The sequence below is a fragment of the Phragmitibacter flavus genome, assembly GCF_005780165.1.
Taxonomy (GTDB): Bacteria; Verrucomicrobiota; Verrucomicrobiia; order Verrucomicrobiales; family Verrucomicrobiaceae; genus Phragmitibacter; species Phragmitibacter flavus.
Genome location: NZ_VAUV01000005.1, coordinates 337,965 through 359,478, shown reverse-complemented (window position 1 = coordinate 359,478; position 21,514 = coordinate 337,965). Strand labels below are relative to the sequence as shown.

The 21,514-nt window shown below is 57.2% G+C and carries 12 protein-coding genes; 3 read left to right on the top strand and 9 right to left on the bottom strand.

Annotation, left to right across the window (positions count from 1 at the left end; genetic code table 11):
• Window positions 1-33: 33 nt before the first annotated feature.
• The 7 genes from FEM03_RS08315 to FEM03_RS08285 form a co-directional block, all read right to left on the bottom strand.
• A complete protein-coding gene (locus FEM03_RS08315; RefSeq protein WP_138085734.1) occupies window positions 34-2,616 on the bottom strand; it encodes a protein kinase domain-containing protein in 2,583 nt (860 codons plus the stop codon).
• Window positions 2,617-2,735: 119 nt separating this feature from the next.
• Window positions 2,736-4,928 (bottom strand): 1,4-alpha-glucan branching protein GlgB, encoded by a 2,193-nt coding sequence (glgB, locus tag FEM03_RS08310; RefSeq protein ID WP_138085733.1) that lies wholly within the window; start codon window positions 4,926-4,928, stop codon window positions 2,736-2,738.
• Window positions 4,929-4,943: 15 nt separating this feature from the next.
• Window positions 4,944-6,860, bottom strand: a complete 1,917-nt coding sequence (locus FEM03_RS08305; RefSeq protein WP_206170927.1) for a glycosyltransferase — start codon at window positions 6,858-6,860, stop codon at window positions 4,944-4,946.
• A 78-nt stretch (window positions 6,861-6,938) separates the two neighbouring features.
• A complete protein-coding gene (gene leuS / locus FEM03_RS08300; protein WP_138085731.1) occupies window positions 6,939-9,632 on the bottom strand; it encodes a leucine--tRNA ligase in 2,694 nt (897 codons plus the stop codon).
• A 167-nt stretch (window positions 9,633-9,799) separates the two neighbouring features.
• Window positions 9,800-11,071, bottom strand: coding sequence for an aspartate aminotransferase family protein (locus FEM03_RS08295; RefSeq protein ID WP_138085730.1), 1,272 nt, complete (start codon window positions 11,069-11,071; stop codon window positions 9,800-9,802).
• A 159-nt stretch (window positions 11,072-11,230) separates the two neighbouring features.
• Window positions 11,231-13,204 (bottom strand): bifunctional aldolase/short-chain dehydrogenase, encoded by a 1,974-nt coding sequence (locus FEM03_RS08290; RefSeq protein WP_138085729.1) that lies wholly within the window; start codon window positions 13,202-13,204, stop codon window positions 11,231-11,233.
• 114 nt (window positions 13,205-13,318) lie between these two features.
• The gene (locus tag FEM03_RS08285; protein ID WP_138085728.1) at window positions 13,319-14,830 is read right to left on the bottom strand and encodes a hypothetical protein; all 1,512 of its coding nucleotides are present in this window, start codon (window positions 14,828-14,830) and stop codon (window positions 13,319-13,321) included.
• Window positions 14,831-15,023: 193 nt separating this feature from the next.
• Here FEM03_RS08285 and FEM03_RS08280 point away from each other — a divergent pair, with 193 nt between their 5' ends.
• Window positions 15,024-16,886, top strand: a complete 1,863-nt coding sequence (locus FEM03_RS08280) for an ATP-binding cassette domain-containing protein (protein ID WP_138085727.1) — start codon at window positions 15,024-15,026, stop codon at window positions 16,884-16,886.
• Window positions 16,887-17,005: 119 nt separating this feature from the next.
• On the opposite strand, the gene FEM03_RS24360 is transcribed toward FEM03_RS08280, so the two are convergent.
• Together FEM03_RS24360 and FEM03_RS08275 are read right to left on the bottom strand one after the other, a co-directional pair.
• On the bottom strand, window positions 17,006-17,179 hold the full coding sequence (locus FEM03_RS24360; RefSeq protein ID WP_166442727.1) for a hypothetical protein: 174 nt from the start codon (window positions 17,177-17,179) through the stop codon (window positions 17,006-17,008).
• A gap of 80 nt (window positions 17,180-17,259) precedes the next feature.
• On the bottom strand, window positions 17,260-17,841 hold the full coding sequence (locus FEM03_RS08275; protein WP_166442726.1) for a DUF2199 domain-containing protein: 582 nt from the start codon (window positions 17,839-17,841) through the stop codon (window positions 17,260-17,262).
• Window positions 17,842-18,017: 176 nt separating this feature from the next.
• Between FEM03_RS08275 and lepA the strand changes: the two genes are divergently transcribed.
• Window positions 18,018-19,817 (top strand): translation elongation factor 4, encoded by a 1,800-nt coding sequence (gene lepA / locus FEM03_RS08270; protein WP_138085725.1) that lies wholly within the window; start codon window positions 18,018-18,020, stop codon window positions 19,815-19,817.
• Window positions 19,818-20,064: 247 nt separating this feature from the next.
• Window positions 20,065-21,486 carry a hypothetical protein gene (locus tag FEM03_RS08265; protein WP_138085724.1) on the top strand — a complete coding sequence of 474 codons (1,422 nt, stop codon included), beginning with the start codon at window positions 20,065-20,067 and terminating at the stop codon, window positions 21,484-21,486.
• Window positions 21,487-21,514: the final 28 nt, after the last annotated feature.

The following is a 21,514-nucleotide window of genomic DNA, read 5'->3' as shown; positions in this document are numbered from 1 at the left end:
TCATATTAACAGAGCTCAAAAATTCATCAACCCTCATTTAAGGCTCTTCAATTTGCCGGCCGTCCATTCCAACCCCTGCTCAATGACATCTTCCTTCCCGTGTTTCGTCTCCATCGCCTGCCATTGTTCGGATGCCTTGGCGAAAGATGACTTCGCCAGCTCCATGTCCTTCGCAGTCTCGCCCGCATACCCCCGAATCCCCAACAATTGCGCCAGCAAAACCCCGCAAGTCTTGCGATCCAGTTCATCCAACGCATCCGAACGTTGATCGATCAACCCCTCAAGCGCCGTCACCGCCTCCGACACCAGAGCCACCCCATCCTTCGCCTTGCCCAACTCACACAACATCTGCGCATGCTGACCCTGCTGACGCGCCAACTCCACGAGAAACCGCGTGTTCTCCGGGTTGTCCCGACTCAACTCTGCCAAGGTCTGAACCGCCGTCGTTTGCCGCCTTAACGCCTCAGGTCCATGACCTTCATTGCGCTCCAGCCCGGCCACTTCCCCATAACTTTTCGCCAGCAAAAACCTCGCCTCTGCCCACTGCGGATGCACACGCAGCAACTCCATCAAAATCGCCTGTGCCTCGGTCTGCGCCTCTTTTGCATCCGAACTCCCCAGCTTCCCGGAAATCACCCCGCCAAACTCCACATAAGCCTCCGCCAGCGTCAGCGCCTGCTCCTTGTTGTTCGGTGCCGCCTTCTCCACCAGCTTCACCATCACTTCCATCGCATCGAACAACACCCTCATCGACTCATCCACCTCGCCCTTGTCGCGCAGCGCCAGCGCCTGCTCAATCTGACTGCGCGCCACCAAAAATTGCTCAATCTCGCTCAGCGCATCATCCGGCAAATGCTCCTTTGCCAGAATGATCGGCACGTTGTTCAACGCCTCCACCGCCGACCCCGTGTCGCCATCCCGACGCAACCGTTTGCCCAACTCATAAAAAGCCGTCGCCGTCTCCTCCCGAGTCGCCCGATTGCCCGGATCTGCCGCCAATGCCGGTTGCAAATACTGCACCGACTCCCTGAACATCGCCAATGCCTCGGAGCGCAATCCGTCCTCCGCGCGAAACGCCCCCAACCACCGGCACGTTTTCCCCAACAACGCCTGACGCCTCGGCACATCCACATGCCCAGGCTCCTTGCTCAACAACTCCAGCAACACCTCCCTCGCCTGCTGGAAAAAACTCAAAGCCTCCGCCCGCTTCTGCTGCCGCATCAACAACTGCGCCGAGTTGAAATAATTCCGCGCCCGCTCTGGCAACAACGCTTCATTGTCCTTGAAATTCTCCCGCTCCTTCTCGTAAAACGACAACGCATCCGCAATCGGCTTGTCCGACAATCCTGAGTCCAACCCCAACCCGGTTGGAAGTTCCAAAATCTGCGTCAGCAAATTGTCCACCGCCACCTGCGACATCTGCAAATTCGCATCTGCCACCCGCTTCGCTTCCTCCGCCTGTTGTTTCGCCTGCGACAAATCAATGTTCGTCGTCTCCAGCGCCGTCACCTGATTCAAATGATCCGCCGCATTCTCCACGATGGTGCTTTCCGCCTCTTTCGCCCGGTCCAGCGTGCTGAAATACCGATACGAACCATACACCACCGCCACCACAAACGCCGCCCCCAACACCATCGCTGCCGACCTCAACAACCACACCTTGCGCGCCTGCCGCACCTTCTCGATCTCAATCTTCTCCCGTGCATCCTCCAAAAGAAAATCCGCCTCCAACTTTTCAAACTCCCGCATCACCTCACGCAAATCTGCCCAGCGGTCATTCATCTCCAGCATCAGACACCCATCAATGACCTCACGCCGCCGCGCGTCCCATTTGTCCACCGGTGCCGCCGGCCACTCCACGGTCTTTTGCGCTTTCACCGCCGCCATCACCGCCTTGCCATCCAAAGCGCCCATGCCGTTCGATGCCTTCACCTTCTGCATCTCCACCTCATACACCTCACCCGCACGCGGAAACTTGCCGTTCAACAACCGATACGCCAGCACCCCAAACGCATACACATCCCAGCGCGATCCATTCACCGCCAGCTGATCCGGCGTGTCCACCTGCTCCGGCGGCACATGCATAAAATGATCGGTCACCTCAAAGTGATGAATCCCCTGAATCCATCCCTGCAGCGGATCAGTAATCCGCGTCGCGCTGGTCTCACTGTTCTCCAGCAACACATTGCACGGTTTCAAATTGCAATGCACCAGGTTGTGTTTGTGCAACCACGCCATCGCATCGCACACCTCGTAAAGATAGCGCCACGCCTCCCCCGCCGCCACCTTGCCACAGCAGGTCTCCAGCGTTGGCGTGTCCCACACTTTTTTGCCCGACCCATCCGTGGTCATGAACCCCACCAGCGGCATCGCACAAAAATACGGACTCTGATCAAAGTTAAACATCACCGGTCGCAACAACCCCGGATGCTCCGGCATCGACTGCATCCCGTTCAGCACAATCGACAGCAACTTCCGGTTGATGCTCATCGAACTGAACACCTTCACCGCGCACTCCTCGTGCGTTGAAGCCGACACCGCCCGGTAGACCGCCCCACAGCTTCCGCTGCCGATCAACTCCTGCAATTCAAGACCCGCGATCTTTGGCAAACTCATAGTCGTTCCAATAAAAAAATGACACCTCCCGGACAAAACTCACCCGTGTCCCTCAACCTCGCCACAACCTCTGTTGTAGCAACCCTGATACGCAGCGCGGATCTACCCTTACGCTACGCCTAAGCCCGCGCCAGCACCACTGTTGCCAAAGGCGGCAGCGTCATCACCACCGACCACGGCTGGCCCTGCCAGGAAACCTGCTGAGCATCCAGCCCCGCCCCGTTCCCCGCATTCGAACCGCCGTAACAAGCCGCGTCACTGTTCAGCAACTCGCGGTAAAACCCACCCTCCGCCACTCCCATCCGATAACCTTCGCGCAGCACCGGCGTCGCATTCACCGCGACATAAACCGTCCCCTCACCAGGAGCCGACCGGGTAAACACAAACACACTGTCCTGCCACGCATTCGCATCCAGCCACTGAAATCCGCCCGGCTGATGATCCACCCGATGCAACGCTGGCACCCCGGTATACAACCGGTTCAAATCACCCACAAATTTCTGCAATCCACGGTGCTCCTCACCGAACAACACCGCCCAATCAAGCTCGCGATCATGGTTCCATTCCTTCCATTGACCAATCTCACTGCCCATGAACAACAATTTTTTCCCCGGATGCGTCCACATCCAGCCATAAAACATCCGCAAATTTGCAAACTGCTGCCAGCGATCGCCGGGCATCTTGTCGATCATCGATCCCTTGCCGTGCACCACCTCATCGTGACTCAGCACCAGCACAAAATTTTCATCATAAGCATACAACATCGAGAACGTCGCCTCGCCATGATGATACTTCCGATGAATCGGTTCCTTCTCGATGTAGCTGAGTGAATCGTTCATCCAGCCCATGTTCCACTTGAAGCCAAAACCCAGTCCGCCCGCACTCACCGGACGCGACACACCCGGCCATGCCGTGCTCTCCTCCGCAATCATCAACACGCCCGGATGATTCGCATAACAAAGCTGGTTCAACTCCTTCAGGAACTCGATCGCTTCGAGGTTTTCACGACCACCAAAGCGGTTCGGCATCCACTGCCCATGTTCGCGTGAGTAATCCAGATACAACATCGACGCCACCGCATCCACACGAATGCCGTCAATGTGATAATGCTCCAGCCAAAACAACGCATTCGCGATCAGGAAATTTTTCACCTCATTGCGACCATAGTTAAAAATCAACGTCCCCCAATCCATGTGCTCGCCCTGACGCGGGTCCGCATGCTCGAACAACGCCGTCCCATCAAACTTCGCCAAACCATGCGCATCTTTTGGAAAGTGCGCTGGCACCCAGTCCACAATCACCCCGATGCCTTCTTCATGACAGCGATCCACAAAATCGCGGAACTCATCCGGACCGCCAAACCTCGACGTCGGTGCATAATACCCGCTCACCTGATACCCCCACGATCCATCAAACGGAAACTCGCTCACTGGCATCAGCTCAATATGCGTGAACCCAAGTCCCTTCACATAAGGAATCAACTGCTCGCCCAAGGCCCGATAAGTCAGCGGCAATCCGTCCTGACCGCGCTTCCACGATCCCAAGTGCACCTCATAAACACTCATCGGCATCTTGTAAGGATCGACCTCCCCGCGACGCTTCATCCACGCCGCATCCCGCCACTCATACTTGTTGTAATCCCAGGTCAGCGAAGCCGTCTGCGCCCCGTTTTGCGAGAAAAACGCGAACGGATCCGACTTGTTGAACAAATTGCCATGCGCCCCCACCAGCTCAAACTTGTAATGCGCATACAAACCAATTCCTGGCACAAAAATCTCCCACAACCCCGCCTCAATCCGGTTCCGCATTGGATGCACGCGACCATCCCAGTTGTTGAAATCGCCGATCACCGACACTCGACGCGCATTTGGCGCCCACACCGCAAACATCACCCCCTCCACACCGTCCATCACCTTGGGGTGCGCCCCCAGCACGTCATAAAGACGCTGATGCCGTCCCTCACGGAAATAATACATGTCCTGGTCGCCCAGGCACAACCCGAACGCATACGCATCGTCCTTCACCACCACCTGTCCCTCGCCCACCGACCACTCCAGCGCATAACCCTTGCCCCAATTTTCTCCCGAAAGCCGCGCCTCAAACAAGCCATCCTCATGCAACCTTGAAGCCCCGATCCGCTCGCCCGATTTCTTCATCACCACCACCATCCCCTGCGCCCCCGGCAGGATCGCCCGCACCGTCATTCCGCCATCGTCAGACCGCTGCGGTCCCAGATAACCGAATGGGTTCGCATGACTCGCAGCAACGATTTGCTGCACCTGTTCATCGTGGGGATGGGAAGTTTGCGCCATAATTGTTTCATCTTCTTAGCGTTCCTTAAGCAAAGGCTCAAGATAATCCTGATAAATGCGATCCCAACCATATCGGGTCGCCGCCTCTCTCCGGCCCTTCGATCTTGCTCCCACCATCGACATCACCCGCTCTGCGACCGTCTCCGCGCTCTGATCAAGTCCAAAAAATTCCGCATCCACCCCCGCCACTTCCCGGTGCGGCGGAATGTCCGAACACAACACCGGCACCCCAAACAACGCCGCCTCCACCAACGGCAGTCCAAACCCCTCCGCCTTGCTCGGAAAAAACACCACATCCGCCAATCCATAAAGCGCCTGCATCTCCTCATCCGAAACTGCCCCCGTTTCCCCCACAAAAATGACCGCGTCGCCCAAGCCCTTTTCAATCACCATCTCCCTCAATCCCGCCGCATACGACGCCGAAGCCACCCGATGCGGATCAGGCGCCCCTGAAACCACATAAACCGCATCCACCCCGCGTTTTTTTCTCAACACCTCCACCACAAGAATCCCCAACTCCATGTTCTTCCGCGCCAGCACCCGTGACGGATGAAACATCACCACCTCCCGCTCCAGCAGCTTCAAGCCCTCCAGCCTTTCCGACCACCCCAACGTCGCCCCAACGTCCACCCCGTTCGGCACCACCAAACACTCCTCCACTCCCAGCCTTTCGCGCAAAAGCTCCTTCCTCGCCTCCGAAACCGCCACATGCCGCCCCACAAACCCCAGTTGCTCAAACCACTCCCGCGAAACATCCACATCATGCACCCAGTTGATCATCCTGCACTCACCACTCATCTCCCCCAACCTCGTCGCCGCCCCATCGTCAAACGGCATTGTCAGCATGTTGTGCACAATCACCACCACGCAATCCCCCAAGGCCGATGTCACATCGGCCCTCCCAGTGGGAACAACATCACCTCGGCAACCCCCACTCGGACCGCCGACGTCACGTCGGCCCTCATTCGTCAGCCCTTCAGTCGGACCACCGACGTTTCGTCGGTCTTCAGTCGTCACCTCTTCAATCGGACCACCGACGTTCCGTCGGTCATCAAACCCCTCACCCACCCAAACCACAAACCCTCCCTTCAACCTCGCCGGATTGCCCACCACATAATCCACCACCTTCCCCAAATGCCGACCATCCCTCACCAAACGATCAAAATACCCCACCGCCCATACCTTCCCCGTCTTCCCTAACACCGCATTGATCCCCTTCGCCGACCATTCCTTCCATCCTTTTACCACCTTCTCGATTCCAAAATCCTCCCTCAACCTCGCCACCACATGCACATGATTCGGCATCACCACAAACGCACACAAATCATACCTCACCCCATCAAACTTTCTCAATGTTCCCACCACAACTTCCGCACAATCCTTCCTTCTCAACAAACACTCCCCGCTTCCCCCGTCCAGCCACTCATTCACCCGCTTCGAAAACCTCCGATGATGCTCCCTCTCCACGTCTTCCGTCCAAGGCTTCGGATGATGCCCCAACCAAATCTCCTTCTCCATTTCCCACCCTCTCACCACATGTCCCGGCAACGAGTCCGCCAATCTCCAGGTCACAAATGCATAAACTCCATCCTGATGCCAATGCGGCAGCACGTGCCTGTGCTTGACGATTGTCTCCTCCACATTCAAGAAGCCCAAGGCCGATGATTCATCGGCCCTCCCAGTCCCAATCGGACCACCGACGTCACGTCGGTCATCATTCATCTCATCCGTCGGACCACCGACGTTCCGTCGGTCTCCCCCCCCCCAATCCACCACCCTCATCTCACACCCCTCCACCATCGCCCCCTCATTCGCACAGACCACGACCACCTCATGCCCATGCTTCAACAACACCTTCGCCTGCTGCCCTAAAACTCTCTCAACCCCTCCAATCACTGGAGGAGCCGAATAATGAACCAAAGCCACGCGCATCCAAGACACAAACCAGAAGTCGCCTTCAAAGCAACCCCCATCTCTGATCTTCCAGCTCCGATCCCCGCCGAAGGCAGCTCAGTTCGCCACAATATTCAACAACTTGCCCGGCACCACGATCACCTTCCGCACCGTCAGTCCCACGACAAACTCCTGCACCTTCTCAATCGCCATCGCTTCACGCTCCAGCGCCGCCTGATCATAATCCTTCGGCACCACCAAACGCCCACGCAGCTTGCCGTTCACCTGCACCACAATTTCCACCTCATCAACGACCAACGCCGCTTCATCAAAATTCGGCCAGGTTTGATGCGCCAGCAATCCGTCTTTCGCATACTCTGGAAACGCCGCGCCAATCCGCTCCGCCAGTTCTTCCGTCAAATGTGGCGCAAACGGATTCAACACCTGCAGCAACGTCATCACCGCCGAAACCGGCCGCACCTCCACCTGCGTCAACGCATTGGTCAACACCATCATCTGACTGATCGCCGTGTTGAAACCCAAACGCTCAATGTCATCACCGACCTTCTTGATCGTCTCATGCACCACCTTGTTCACCTTCTTGTCCACCGCCACGTCCTGCAACTGAGGAGAAAGCGTCCACACCCCTTCCTGATTGGTCTCCATCACCAGACGCCAAACCCGTGCCAGGAAACGATACACGCCTTCCACCCCCTTCATCGACCAGGGCTTCACCTGCTCCAGCGGACCCATGAACATCTCATACAAACGCAACGCATCCGCGCCATACTCTTCAATGACGTCATCCGGGTTCACCACATTCCCGCGCGACTTCGACATCTTCTGACTGTCCTCCCCCAAAATCAGTCCCTGATTCACCAACCGCTGAAACGGTTCCGGCGTGCACACATGACCCAGATCAAACAACACCTTGTGCCAGAAGCGCGCATACAACAAATGCAGCACCGCATGCTCCGTTCCGCCCACATAAAGATCCACCCCACCCGGCTTCCCGGCTGAGCCCATCCAATATTCATCCGCCTCTTTCGAAATGAACCGCTCCGCATTGTTCGGATCGCAATACCGCAAGTAATACCAGCACGACCCCGCCCACTGCGGCATCGTGTTCAACTCGCGCTTCGCCGTCTCCGAATGCCGCACCCAATCCGTCGCCTTGCTCAACGGCGGCTCCGGCGTCCCCGACGGTTTAAAATCCTCCAAATCCGGAGGCAACACCGGCAGCTCCGACTCCGGCACCGCCCGATGTTTCCCATCTTCCCAAACAATCGGAAACGGCTCGCCCCAATACCGCTGACGACTGAACAACCAGTCCCGCAGTTTGAAATTGACCTTCCCTTTGCCCAAACCCTTCTCCTCCAACCAGTCAATCATATTGCGCTTCGCATCCTGCGTCGACAAGCCATCCAAAAACCCGGAATTAATAGCAAATCCCTCTCCGGCGAAGGCTTTGGCCTTGTGTATCCCGACCAAATCATCAACTCCCTTGGCCTCTGGTATCTTAACCATTTTATGAATCACAGATTCCCGATCCTGATCCATCGTTGTTTTCGCTTCGACCACGGATTCTTCGCCGTAATGTTGCGGAGGCATAACCACTTGCTTGATGGGCAATTCAAACTTCAACGCGAACTCATAATCCCTTTCATCATGACCCGGCACCGCCATGATCGCGCCCGTGCCATAAGTGCTCAAAACATAATCCGCAATCCACACCGGAATCTCCGCCCCGTTCACCGGATTCACCGCAAACCCGCCGGTAAAGACCCCCGACTTCTCTTTGGCAAGTTCCGTCCTCTCCAAATCCGACTTCCCAGCCACAACCTTACGATAAGCCTCTACCGCCTCCTTCTGTTCCGGCGTCACGATGACATCAACCAACGCATGCTCAGGCGCCAAAACCATGTAAGTCGCCCCAAACAACGTATCCGGCCTCGTCGTAAAAACCGTGATTCCGCGTTCCGAATTCCGCAATCCGAACTCCACCTCCGCCCCCTCACTGCGCCCAATCCAGTTCTTCTGCAACAACTTGATCCCCTCCGGCCAATCCAACCCCTCCAGCTCATCAATCAACCGCTGACCATAGTCCGTGATCCGCAACATCCACTGACGCAAAGGCCGACGCTCCACCGGAAACCCACCCACCTCGCTCTTGCCATCAATCACCTCTTCGTTCGACAACACCGTGCCCAATTCCGGACACCAGTTCACCGGCGCTTCACTCACAAAAGCCAGTCTCCGCGCATCCACCTCATCCCGCGACAATCCCTTTGCCTCCAACTCCGCAATCGGCCGCGCCTTCTGCGTCGCCCCATCAAAATACGAGTGATACAACTGCAAAAAGATCCACTGCGTCCACTTGAAATACCCCGGGTCTGTCGTGTTCACCTCGCGATCCCAGTCATAAGCAAAACCCAGCCGCTTCAACTGCCCGCGAAACCCATCAATATTTCGCTCCGTCGTCGTGCGCGGATGCTGACCCGTCTTGATCGCATACTGCTCCGCCGGTAACCCAAACGCGTCCCATCCCATCGGATGCAATACGTTAAACCCGGTCAACTTCTTATACCGACCCACAATATCTGTCGCCGTATATCCTTCAGGATGACCCACATGCAAACCCGCCCCACTCGGATACGGAAACATATCCAGCACAAAATACTTCGGTTTTGACGCATCAAAATCCGCATCCCCCGGACCCGCCGTGCGAAACGCCTTCTTCTCATCCCAAAGCGCCTGCCACTTCGGTTCAAACTCATCAAAAGGAAATTGTCGGCGGCGGTCGTTGCTCATAATGCGGTGGGAAAAAAGGGGCCGACAACAAACCCCCAACTTTCCCAATCCGCAACCCCAATCGCCTCACCCCCCTGTTTTGGACAGAGGTGACAAGCACCAACCCGCACGGTCGCATCAAACGTCCCATCGTGCTGACCATCGGCCGATATGCGAGCAGAGTTTCGCTACACCGCTGCCAGCACGCCTCTAAAGATCTCCAATCCCTCCGCTACCTCGGCTTCCGTCGTATTCAACGGAGCCAGCCAGCGAATCACTTTCGGACCGGCCGGAACCGACACCAACCCGGCATCAAGGCACTTCTGCGCGATCCACAAAGAGGCCAGTTGACCACTCGCCTTGAACTCCTCATTCGCTTCAATCCGTTGGACATTCAGCTGAAAGCCGATCATGAAACCGAACGCCCGCACTGCCGTCAACGCGGGCAAATTCCAACCACCTGCCGTCTCCGCAATCATCGCGCCCATCTTCTGCGCATGCTCCGGCAATTTGTCCCGCAGAATCACCTCCAAGGTTGCCAACGCCGTCACACAGGCCAATGGTGAACCCCCATAAGTGCTTCCATGACTGCCTGCACCCAAAATATCACTCAACGAAGTGCCCGCCGCGTCGCCAATTGAACGATCCCTCGCCCAGAACGCGCCCAACGCGTAACCGCTGCCAATTGACTTCGCAAAACTCACCCCATCCGGACGAATCTCATCGCCCGGCACGATGCAGCGCCAACCAGCCGTATGCCCGGCGCGACCAAGACCGCACTGGATCTCATCAAACAACAGCACCAGATCGTGCTCATCGCGCAAAGCCGCTGCCGCACGCAAAAACTCCGCCGTGGCCGGATTCACTCCGCTTTCGCCCTGCACCGGTTCCAGCAAAATCCCCACCGTGTTCTCATTCACCGCTGCTTTCAGCGCGGCCACATCATTGAACGGCAAATAAGTGAATCCCGGGACCAGCGGACCAAATCCCCCATGGATTTTCTCCTGCGCCGTCGCACTCATCGTCGCAAACGTCCGACCATGAAAGCTCCCGGTGAAGGTCAAAATCTCATACCTCGGCGAACCATCCGCCTTTGTTTTCAACACGCCGTAACGACGCGCCAGCTTGATCAATCCCTCATTCGCCTCCGCCCCGCTGTTGCCAAAAAAACACTTCCCAGGAATCTGCAAAATCTCCTCCACCAGCACCTTCGCCAGCTCGCCCTGCTGCGGAATTTGAAACCAGTTCGACACGTGGATCAGCTTCTCCACCTGCCCCTTGACCGCCGCCACCACTTCAGGGTGACAATGACCCAGCGGATTCACCGCCACGCCACCTGCAAAATCCAGATACTTTTTGCCATCACGATCCCACACATAGGCCCCCTGACCGCGCTCCGGCCAGAAATCATAACGGCGATAATTGGGAATCGTGTATTGGCTCGTCAGGTCGTCATTCATGGATCAATCAGTTCAGAATCAGAACCGACAAACTGCTCCAACCAAGGAAAAATCATAGCAGGAATTCACATCAATTTTGTGAATTCCACGCCCTCTCCCAGATGAACTTTGTGCCGGAAGCAATCCCGTTAATCCGAAACCAATCCGGTCAATCCTGTCTCAAATCACACGATCGTTGCCACCATCCACCGGAATCTGCGCGCCCGTCACCTTGGAGAACAACGGCGAAGCCATCGCCGACACCATGTTTCCGATGTCCTTGCTCTTGATCTCCACCTTCATGAGGTTCTTGGTCTTGTATTCGTCCACCGTCATGCCATAACGCTCCGCACTGCGCTGCAAAGCTTCCGGCGTCCAGAGCTTGGTATCAAACACCGCATCGGGATGCACAATGTTCACCCGCACCCGATCCGGAGCCAACTCCAACGCCGCCACCCGGCAAAGCTGCGTCAACGCCGCCTTGCTGCATGAATAAGCCGAAGCCCCAGGCCCCGGAGCCTTGAAGTTGCGGCTGCCCACAAAAATGATGCTCGCATCGATCCCCTGCTTCACATACGGAATCACCCGGTGCATCAACTTCTGATGACTGGTCAGGTTGATCAAAATCGTGCGATCCCAATCCCCCTGCTTCATCTGATCCAGATGCTCGTTCTTCGGGAAAATCCCCGCATTGCTCACGACAACATCGAGCCCGCCAAACTCACGGATCACAAACTCAATCGCCTCCTGCACCGGCTCATCTTCAGTAAGATTCACCACGATGCCGATGCCGCCGATCTTCTTCATGATCTCCGGGATGTCCTTGTCGATGTCCAGTCCGATCACCTGCGCTCCCTGCTCCGCCAGGCTCTCGGCAATCGCAAAACCAATCCCCGCCGCACAACCCGTTACCAAGGCCACCTTGCCCTGATGAACTTTGCGAGCCGGACCCTTGCGCAACTTGGCCTGTTCCAGTTCCCAATATTCAATCTCGAACAAATCCTTCTCAGGCAACGGCGTCCAACGACCCACCGCTTCCGCGAGTTGAATGGTCGCCGCCGTGTGCTCCGCGATGTCCGCCACGATCCCCGCATCCTTGACCGAATCGCCAAAACTCACGATCCCCTTGCCATTCCACAAAGCAAAACGCGGTGCCGCATCGAGCATCGTCTCAGCCTTGGCATTGCGTTTGAAATACGCCGCATATTCTTCCGCATAAGCCAGCACCGCCGCCTCTGCATCATCGCCCACCACCACCGGAGTCCGCTTGGTGCGAATGGTGTGATCCGGCGTCAACGTGCCCCTCGTTCCCACATCCGCAATGTCCGCACGACTCGCATAAGCCACCGCCTCGGGCGACGCGTTCAACTTCGCAATCTGGGCAAATCCACGCACTTTCGAAACCGTCTTGCGCAGTTTCGCCAAGCCCAGCAAATCCTCCGTCACCGCCACTTCACTCTTCGCGACCGCCTTGCTCTTCGCCGCCAGCCAGTCCTCCGCCTGCGTCACCAGCTCAATCATCAGCTCATAGCTTTTCTTCGCATCGTCATCGAACGAAAAAATCCCGTGCTGCAACAGCACCATGCCGACAATCCCTTCCGCTTTCAAATCGCGACCCTTGATCAAATCGTAAATCGTCTTCGCCAGAATAAATCCTGGCATCACATACGGAATCACCAGCACCCGGTCGCCATAAACTTCCTTCACACGCGCCTCGGCATCGGCATGACAGGTCAACGCCGCAATCGCATCTGCATGCGTATGATCCACAAATCGGAACGGCAGCACCCCATGCAAAATCGCCTCCACCGACGGCGTGGGAGCCGCAGGATCGGTCATCGCCACCCGTTGTTGGGTCACCATGTCGGTGTCCGACATCGTCGCCAGCTCCGCCATCTTGAACAGCGCATCCAGCTTCACGGGCGCAAACCCACCACGCTCAATCGTCGCCAAATCCCAGCCTGATCCTTTCACATAACAAAGCGACACCGGCTCACCAAAAAAGTCCTTCTCCTCGACCTTCACCGACGTATTCCCGCCGCCGTGCAGCACCAGTGCGGAATCACGCCCCAGCAGCCGTGAAGTGTAAACACGTTGACCGAGCAGATCGGTTCCAAACTCAGCGGCTTCTTGATCGTTCCAGAGACTTTGCATGATAATAAAAAGGAGCCCCCAAGGGTGATGAGGATCATCTTGGAAGCAAGCCCAAAATCATTCCACCTGCGAGAACCCCACTTCCGGTCACCACTCCACCGTTCCACCTCACTATCAAAACCCCGGAATCACCTTCTTCAATAAATCCGCTCCCGTCTCCACCGCTTTCCCCGCCGCCTTTCCCGCCCCCTCGATCACCCCAGCTCCTGTCTCAACCGTGCCCTTCGCCGCGTCCCCGGCCACTTCGCCGGTCCCTTTCAAAATGTCCACGCCGACTCCCGCCGCTCCCAACGGTGCATCCAGAATCAACGCCTTGCCCATCGCCGCCAGCAAGCGGTTGCTCAGATCTTCCTTCGGCGCTCCGATGGTTCCACTCAACTGCACCCGCGTCCAGACAAACCCCGGCTCAGATCCGCGTCTCTCCTCCGTAAACACCCTCGATTGCGAACCCGGAATCCACCGCAACGCGCCCGTTGTCACCCCCACATACAAATCGCCACGCAACTGCTGCCCCTCAACGTCAATATCGCCCTCCACCCTCACCAACCCCTTCGAGTGCAGCACCACATTGCGCATTTGAATCAACTCACCCCTGCGCGTCACCTCGGCCTTCGCTTCATCCAGCACCAGGCGCTTGAACTGCTCCGTGCGGGTAAAATCCGCCACCCGTTCCAACAACGGCAAATTCTGCACCAACCCTCCCGTCATCTCCACCTCGGTGTGAAACCGCTCCGCGTTCACGTCGTAATCTCCCGCCAACGTCCCGCTTACATGCTGCCGCATCCGATCACTCAAAAACGACCGCACCTCAAGGTCCCGATACGTCCCCTCGAACCTCCACTCGCCACCTTCGCCAAACGGCAACTCCCCGCGCGAGGTCACCTCCGCATCCCCAATCCATTTCCCCATCGAATCATGCAGCACCAACCCCGATTTGCCCACGTTCGCCGTCGCCGAATCAAACCGAAACGGCACCTCAGACGCCGGAATTCGCAACATCCCATTTCTTCCCCGCAACTGCCACTCCCCCTTGCCTCCCTCCACCGGCGTGCCGGTCAAATGCAGCCCCTCAATCGAAACCCCGCCCGCCTTCGCTGGACGCAAATCAAAATCCTCCGCCGTGATCGACCCAATCACCGTCCGGTTTGGCAGGAAACGCTTCAACCACTCCGGCACATTCGAAGACTCCACCGCCTGATCCAGCTCCAACGGCAACTCCCCCAACCGGTCGCCCTCACCACTCATCTGCAACACCGCCTTGTCCACCAGCACACTTTCCACCTCCACCACCCGCTGCCGCAATCGATCCAGACTCACCTGCGCCTCGACCCGATCCGCCTCCACCATACTCCAGCCCGTCCTCTTGATTGGCCTCATGCGCGCCGCCGACACATGCACAAACGGTCCCGTAATCGAAAGATCATCGATCTCCGCCCTCGAACGCGTCGCCTCCCCCAACTCGCGCGAAAGCATCACCCGAAACGCATCGCTCTGCACATAATTCGACACCCACACATACCCATAAATCCCCAACCCCGCCACCGCCAGCAGCAGCAATCCGACCAGCCCAAGCACCCAGCCTAGCCAGCTTCTTTTGTTCCTTTTTTTTGCCGCACGAGCACTCATAAAATTCTTTTGTTAATAAAGCACAAATTCCACCCGACACGCATCCTTCATTTTATTCAAATCGCCCCAGCCATCTCATCTGCGCCCGCCAAACATCATCCGATCACCCCGGGAATTTTCGCTCGCCAGCCCGCCCAACCCCGCCTTTAATCCCCCTTTCATCCCCAAACGCAACCGCCATCGACCCGCACGCATGCTAGAACTCCACAACATCTCGCTCAGCGTCCTCCGCGACGGGGAAAATCAGTCCCTCCTCGAAAACATCCACTTCAGCGTCCCCTCCGGCCACCTGCTCGCCATCGTTGGACCCTCCGGCTGCGGCAAAACCACCCTGATGAAAACCATCGCCGGCCTCAAGGAGGAAGACACCGGCGAAATCCTCTGGCAGGGTCGCAACCTTGCTGAAGACGGCGACCTTCACCCCTCCGAACTCGGCTATGTTCCGCAGTTCAGCATCGCCCACGAGCTCCTCACCATCGAAGAATGCGTCACCAGCGCCATCACCCTGCGCACCCGCCAGAACGACGACGAATCGGCGACCGCCCTGCTCGACCAAACCCTCAAAAGCACCGGCCTCACCGCCCTGCGCGACCGACAGGTCAAAATCCTCTCCGGCGGCCAGAAACGCCGACTCGGCCTCGCCCTTGAAATCGTCACCCAACCCACCCTGCTTCTCTGCGACGAAGTCACCAGCGGACTCGATCCCAAATCCGAACGTGAGATCACCCAGCTCCTTCACGACCTCGCCCGCGCCGACCGCAACCGCATCGTCATCAACGTTACCCACAACCTCGGCAACCTTTCCCTCTACGACACCGTCCTCGTGCTGCACGAAGGCCGCGTCATCTACCACGGTCCGCCCCGCGCTCTCGCCCATTATTTCAGCGTCGAACACGCCGAAGACATCTATCCCAAACTCGCCCGTCGCAGCGCCGAACGCTGGGCCGATTCCTGGGACCGCCATCGCGACGCCTACTACGCCACCTACGAACTTGCCCCTCCCGGCACTCTCGAGCCCATCGACAAACCAAAAATCGTCAGCGATCGCGAACCCGGCAAAATTTCCCTCCCCAAAGCCAAGGCTCCCAGCATTGAAGACGACGAAGATTCTCAATCTCCCCCTCCCGTCGAACCCCAGGAAACCAAACCCCACCACAAGCGCAAACACCACCGCCACGAAGTCGACGAAGCCCACGAACTCCCCGGCTTCCTCACCCAGACCATCGAACTCCTCACCCGTCGCTGGACTATCTTCTGGCGCGACCGCTCCCAGCTCTGGCTGCAGCTCGCCATGCTGCTCGGCTTTCCCCTCCTCGTCGTCATTTTCGGCTTCGAAGGCATCCCTCAAGTGCGCACCCTCTCCCAACGCGCCGACGCCAACTTCATCGTCGAGGCACAGGAGCGCAGCGCCCATCTGCAAAGCCAGCTCAATGCCGGAGGGCTCGTCTCCGGACTCATCCTCATGCAGATCGTGCTCGTCACCCTGATGGCCTCCAACAACGCCGCCCGCGAAATCGCCAGCGAGCGCGACATTCTTGAACGCGAACGCCTCGGCGGACTCAGCAGCTCCGCCTACATCACCAGCAAAGTCCTCTTCCTCGGCGGCTTCGTGGTCGCCCAAACCGTCTGGATGGGCCTCTTCGTTGAACTCCTCTGTCACGGCATCCCCGGCAGCCTTCTCATCAAACTCCTGCTCCTGCTCCTATCGAGTGCCGCTATGAGCGCCATCTGTCTCGGCATCTCCGCCCTCATGCGCACCCCCGAAAAAGCCACCATCCTCAGCATCTACCTCGTTGGATTTCAACTCCCCCTCAGCGGTGCCGTGCTCGCCCTGCCCAAATCCATCGAACCCCTCGCCCAACCCTTCATCGCCGCCTACTGGGGTTGGTCCGGCAGCTTGAGCACCATGAAAGCCACCGCCTTTTACGATGCCGTCAGACAAGTCACCACCACCACCCTTGCTCCCTGGAACATCGCCGCCTTCGTCCTCCTTTTGCACATCATCATCGGCCTCGCCCTCGCCTATATCGGCACCAAACGCACCCAGTGGGATTGAGCTAAAACCTAAGAGGGACTGCGAAGTTTCACTTCGCTTCGGAGCAAAAGCAAAAACGACACTTCACAAGCGCCGATCCCAGTTATTGGCACGCCTTTTCCACCGCATCGAGATATTTTTCACCGATTCCGCTCCCACTTCGCCGAAAAATATTCTCGAAGAGCCGCGCCCGTTAAAGGTGCCTCGACCACCACTGCCCTTCTCACGACTTCCGTAAACGACTCGCCTCCACGCTTCGCCAAAAGAAGCTTCTCACAGGCATCCATCTCCAGGGTGAACGTCTTGGTGGCCACACACCAAAAATCCACGAGAACACCCTCGCGTCAATTAGATGATCCAATGCATCCAACGCGATCACCCGTCTCACACCCACTCAATCCTTGTTCGGATCAGGATGCCGCCCGTCCATCGCGTGTAGAATCTCTCTTGATCGGTGATAGGTAATCCCTTGAATCTGATCCCGATAAAACGCGTGATCCGACGGCGTCAGGTAGAACTCCGGGCGTTCTGAAGACTTGCCCAACTGAATGGCCACTTCATGCCCTTCGAGTCCGCGATATCCAAAGTCCTCTACCGACAACCTGCCTGGAAACCGTGGCAACAATGATCCATCCACCGAATAGGCCCTCAAATAGCCATTAAAATCCTCCTTCGAAACTTCCGCCCACATTCCCCATGCAAAGGTATCGTCCAAATCCACGATGGATATCAACGCCATCCCGCGGATGAAATGCCGCTCACCATCAATCCTGCACAAATCATCACTCTCCTTGCAGCGAGACGCCCGCTCCTCCTCGGGAACGTCAAAATAAGCGCTTGGCCGATGAAAAGCCATGTCCATCGAACCAAATGCATGCACCCGTCCACATTCCTTGCATGAGAATCCATCGATCTTCTTGTTCTTGCGCGAACCCATAAACATCACCATCGCGACCCAACCCAAAAAAATCAACATTACCCGTGGCGTCCAGCGAATCATCCCGACGATCCCAACCAATTCCAAACCCCCTGTCAATCCTGGAATTCCGACTTTCCCCTTCCCACTTCCCCATTGCGTCCGCCCCATTCCCGGGTTAATTACGCTCCCCTCATTCCCAGATTTCCAGTTCAGTCCAGTCCGCTTTCTTTCCGATGTCCATCGAACTCACCCGCAACTTCTCCATCATCGCCCACATCGACCACGGCAAGACCACGCTTTCCGACCGCCTCATGGGAGCGACCAACACCGTTGCCCAACGCGATGAAAAAGCCCAGCTCCTCGATTCCATGGACCTCGAGCGCGAACGCGGCATCACCATCAAATCCCACCCCGTCACCATGAGCTACAAGGCCAAGGACGGCAAAACCTACAAACTCAACCTCCTCGACACCCCCGGCCACGTCGACTTCTCCTACGAAGTCTCCCGCTCCCTCGCTGCCTGCGAAGGTGCCCTGCTCCTCGTCGATGCCTCCCAGGGCGTCGAAGCCCAGACCGTCGCCAACCTCAACCTTGCCATGCAGCAAAATCTGTATGTCATCCCTGTCATCAACAAAGTCGACCTCCCCAGCGCCGACGTCGCCCGCTGCAAACGCCAGCTCGAAGACATCCTGCAACTCTCCGCCGACGAAGCCGTCCCTGCCTCCGCCAAAATGGGCATCGGCATCATCGACATCCTCGAATCCGTCGTCCGCCTCGTCCCCGCCCCCGTCTCTCTCGGCGAAGACTACCTCCGAGCCTCCGTCTTCGACTCCATCTTCGATGCCTACCGCGGCGTCGTCACCTATGTCCGCGTCTTCAGCGGCACCATCGTTCGCGGCCAAAAAATCCGCATGATGTCCACCGGACTCGACTACGAAGTCAAAGAAGTCGGCGTCTTCCGCCCCAAGATGTTCGCCATGGACAAACTCGAAGTTGGCGACGTCGGTTACCTCATCGCCAACGTGAAAACCACCGCCGACGTCAAAATCGGCGACACCGTCACCGAGATGCGCCGCCCCGCCCCCGAAGCCCTCCCCGGCTTCAAGGAAATCCACCCCCTCGTCTTCAGCGGCATCTATCCCATCAGCTCCGACGACTTCGAATCCCTGAAAATGGCCGTCGGCAAACTGCAAATCAACGACGCCGCCTTCACCTTCATGGCGGAAAGCTCCGCCGCCCTCGGCTTCGGCTTCCGCTGCGGCTTCCTCGGCCTCCTCCACATGGAGATCATCCAGGAACGTCTCCGTCGCGAGTTCAACATGGACGTCATCAGCACGTATCCGTCCGTCATTTACGAAGTCAAAAAGACCAACGGCGAAGAAATGATCGTCGACAACCCCAGCTTCCTCCCCTCCGTTCAGGTCATCGAAGAAATTCGTGAGCCCATGGTGAAAATCTTCCTCATGGTCCCCAACGAATACATCGGCGACATGATGCAGCTCGTCATGGACAAACGCGGTCAGGTCGAGCACACCGAGACCCTGGACGACAACCGCGTCATGCTGCAGTCGCTCATCCCCCTCAACGAGATCCTCGTCGACTTCAACGACAAGCTGAAGTCCATCACCCGCGGTTACGGCAGCATGGACTACGAACACGCCGGCTACCAGCCCGCCGACCTCGTCAAAATGGAAATGCTCATCGCCGGCGACCCCGTCGACGCCTTCGCCTGCATCGTCCACCGCAGCAAAGCCGAGGCCCGTGGCCGTGCCCTCGCCGCCAAGCTCAAAGAAGTCATCCCCCAGCAATTGTTTGTTGTCTCCATCCAGGCCGCCATCGGTGGCAAGATCATTGCCAGCGAACGCATCAGCGCCCTGAGAAAAGACGTCACCGCCAAATGTTACGGCGGCGACATCTCTCGTAAGCGCAAGCTGCTCGAGAAGCAGAAAGAAGGCAAAAAGCGCATGAAGAGCATCGGCAAAGTCAACATTCCCCAGGAAGCCTTCATTCAGGTTCTCAAAAGCGGCGACTAGAATTGCCCCTCTCGAAGGAGCACAGACTCCTATCCCCAACACGCGCTGGCTGACCAACTTCAGCCAGCGATCATGATGGTCGCCATGCCAAAAAGGCAGTCCATCACCGCGATCATTCCGTGGTCGTTTGAGGTTTCGTTCGAACCTCCATCAAATTTTATCGCAAATCATTTGCGCCAATTCGTTAACGCAACATATTTGCCACTGACATTGATAAGCGATTACAGAAATCCATTCTATCATTCGCTTGTCCACCTCCATTGCCACTCCCAACGGCCAACCAATGAAACTATCCAACCTTCCTTCACGCCTCATCGCCATCTCCGCGATGTCCATTTCGTTTGCTGCCGCCATCCAGTCCCAGGCAGGCACTCCCCTCGGAAAAGACGCAGCGCCAGTCCACTCATCCAGTTCATCCGTCAACTGGCTCACCGGCGAAGGCGTCAACATCGGCGGCATCATTTTCCCCCACGCCCATTTCCAGGCGGTTTACGGTCAAACCACCGCCGATGACCTTGAGCACTTTGGTGCCGGCCATCACGATCCCGTCAGCGACGGCTGGACCATCCAGGGATTCGAATTCGGTGCCTCCGCGCGCGTGAATGAATACTTCGAAGCGTTCGGCACCTACCACCTTTTCCAGGAAGCCGACACCCGCGATTGGGACGGCGAATTCGAAGAATGGTTCGCCAAGATCAAAAATCTCCCCGGCGGATTCGAACTGCGCGGCGGTCGTTTCTTCAATCGTTTCGGCCTGCACAACAGCACCCACCTGCACGGCTGGAATTACATCGACAACAACCTCGTCAACGGACGGTTCCTCGGCGACGACGCCCTCACCACCATCGGCGGCGAAATCAGCTGGAACCTTCCCACCCCCTGGACCTCCATCCTCAGCGTCAGCATCGGTGAAGCCCAGTCCCATGATGGTCACAGTCATGGACATGGACATGGACATGATCACGAAGAACACGGCGATCATGAAGAGCACGAACACCATTGGTTCGAAGGCGAAGACGCCTTGTTCAACGACACCGTCATCGTGGCCAACTGGACCAACCAATACGACTACAACGATTTCCACCAGTTCCGCTATGGTGCCAGTGGTGCCTGGGGCGACAACAAGATGAACGAACTCACCCAGATTTATGGCGTCCACTTCCAGTATGAATGGCGTCAAAACGGCTACGAAACCGGCGGACGTTATTTCCGCTGGCGCACCGAAGCCATGGTTCGTGGATTCGACTACTACGCCCGGCATGAAGACGAGCATGAAGAGGAACATGGCCACCACGATGATCATGATCACCATGACGATCACGACGATCATGACGAACACGGTGATGACCATGAACACGAAGAAGAAGAAGAGCATCACGCCCATGTTCATCGCGGCTCAGAAACCGAGTTCGGCATCTACTCCTCCCTCATTTATGGGCTCGACAACGGCCTTGAATTCGGACTTCGTGGTGAATATGTCAGCGGCGTCGCCAATACCTCCCTCGCCGAGCGTTTTCGCATCAGTCCCAACGTCACCTACTATCTCAACCCCGCCCGCACCGTCTATCTTCGCGGTCAATACAACTACGACCACAGCCCTGAATTCGACGACCAACATGGCGTCTGGCTTCAGATCGGGTTTAATTGGGGTGGCGGTGAAGTTCGTTAATACGTAACCCCTTAAATTGAGCGAATGG

What these genes read in the sequence shown, in the direction of transcription:
- glgB (WP_138085733.1), bottom strand. Translation starts at nt 4,928, where the DNA reads ATGGCGCAAACTTCCCATCCCCACGATGAACAGGTGCAGCAAATCGTT.
- FEM03_RS08295 (WP_138085730.1), bottom strand. Translation starts at nt 11,071, where the DNA reads ATGAATGACGACCTGACGAGCCAATACACGATTCCCAATTATCGCCGT.
- lepA (WP_138085725.1), top strand. Translation starts at nt 18,018, where the DNA reads ATGTCCATCGAACTCACCCGCAACTTCTCCATCATCGCCCACATCGAC.
- FEM03_RS08315 (WP_138085734.1), bottom strand. Translation starts at nt 2,616, where the DNA reads ATGAGTTTGCCAAAGATCGCGGGTCTTGAATTGCAGGAGTTGATCGGC.
- FEM03_RS08280 (WP_138085727.1), top strand. Translation starts at nt 15,024, where the DNA reads ATGCTAGAACTCCACAACATCTCGCTCAGCGTCCTCCGCGACGGGGAA.
- FEM03_RS08290 (WP_138085729.1), bottom strand. Translation starts at nt 13,204, where the DNA reads ATGCAAAGTCTCTGGAACGATCAAGAAGCCGCTGAGTTTGGAACCGAT.
- FEM03_RS08285 (WP_138085728.1), bottom strand. Translation starts at nt 14,830, where the DNA reads ATGAGTGCTCGTGCGGCAAAAAAAAGGAACAAAAGAAGCTGGCTAGGC.
- FEM03_RS08305 (WP_206170927.1), bottom strand. Translation starts at nt 6,860, where the DNA reads ATGCGCGTGGCTTTGGTTCATTATTCGGCTCCTCCAGTGATTGGAGGG.
- leuS (WP_138085731.1), bottom strand. Translation starts at nt 9,632, where the DNA reads ATGAGCAACGACCGCCGCCGACAATTTCCTTTTGATGAGTTTGAACCG.
- FEM03_RS08275 (WP_166442726.1), bottom strand. Translation starts at nt 17,841, where the DNA reads ATGTTGATTTTTTTGGGTTGGGTCGCGATGGTGATGTTTATGGGTTCG.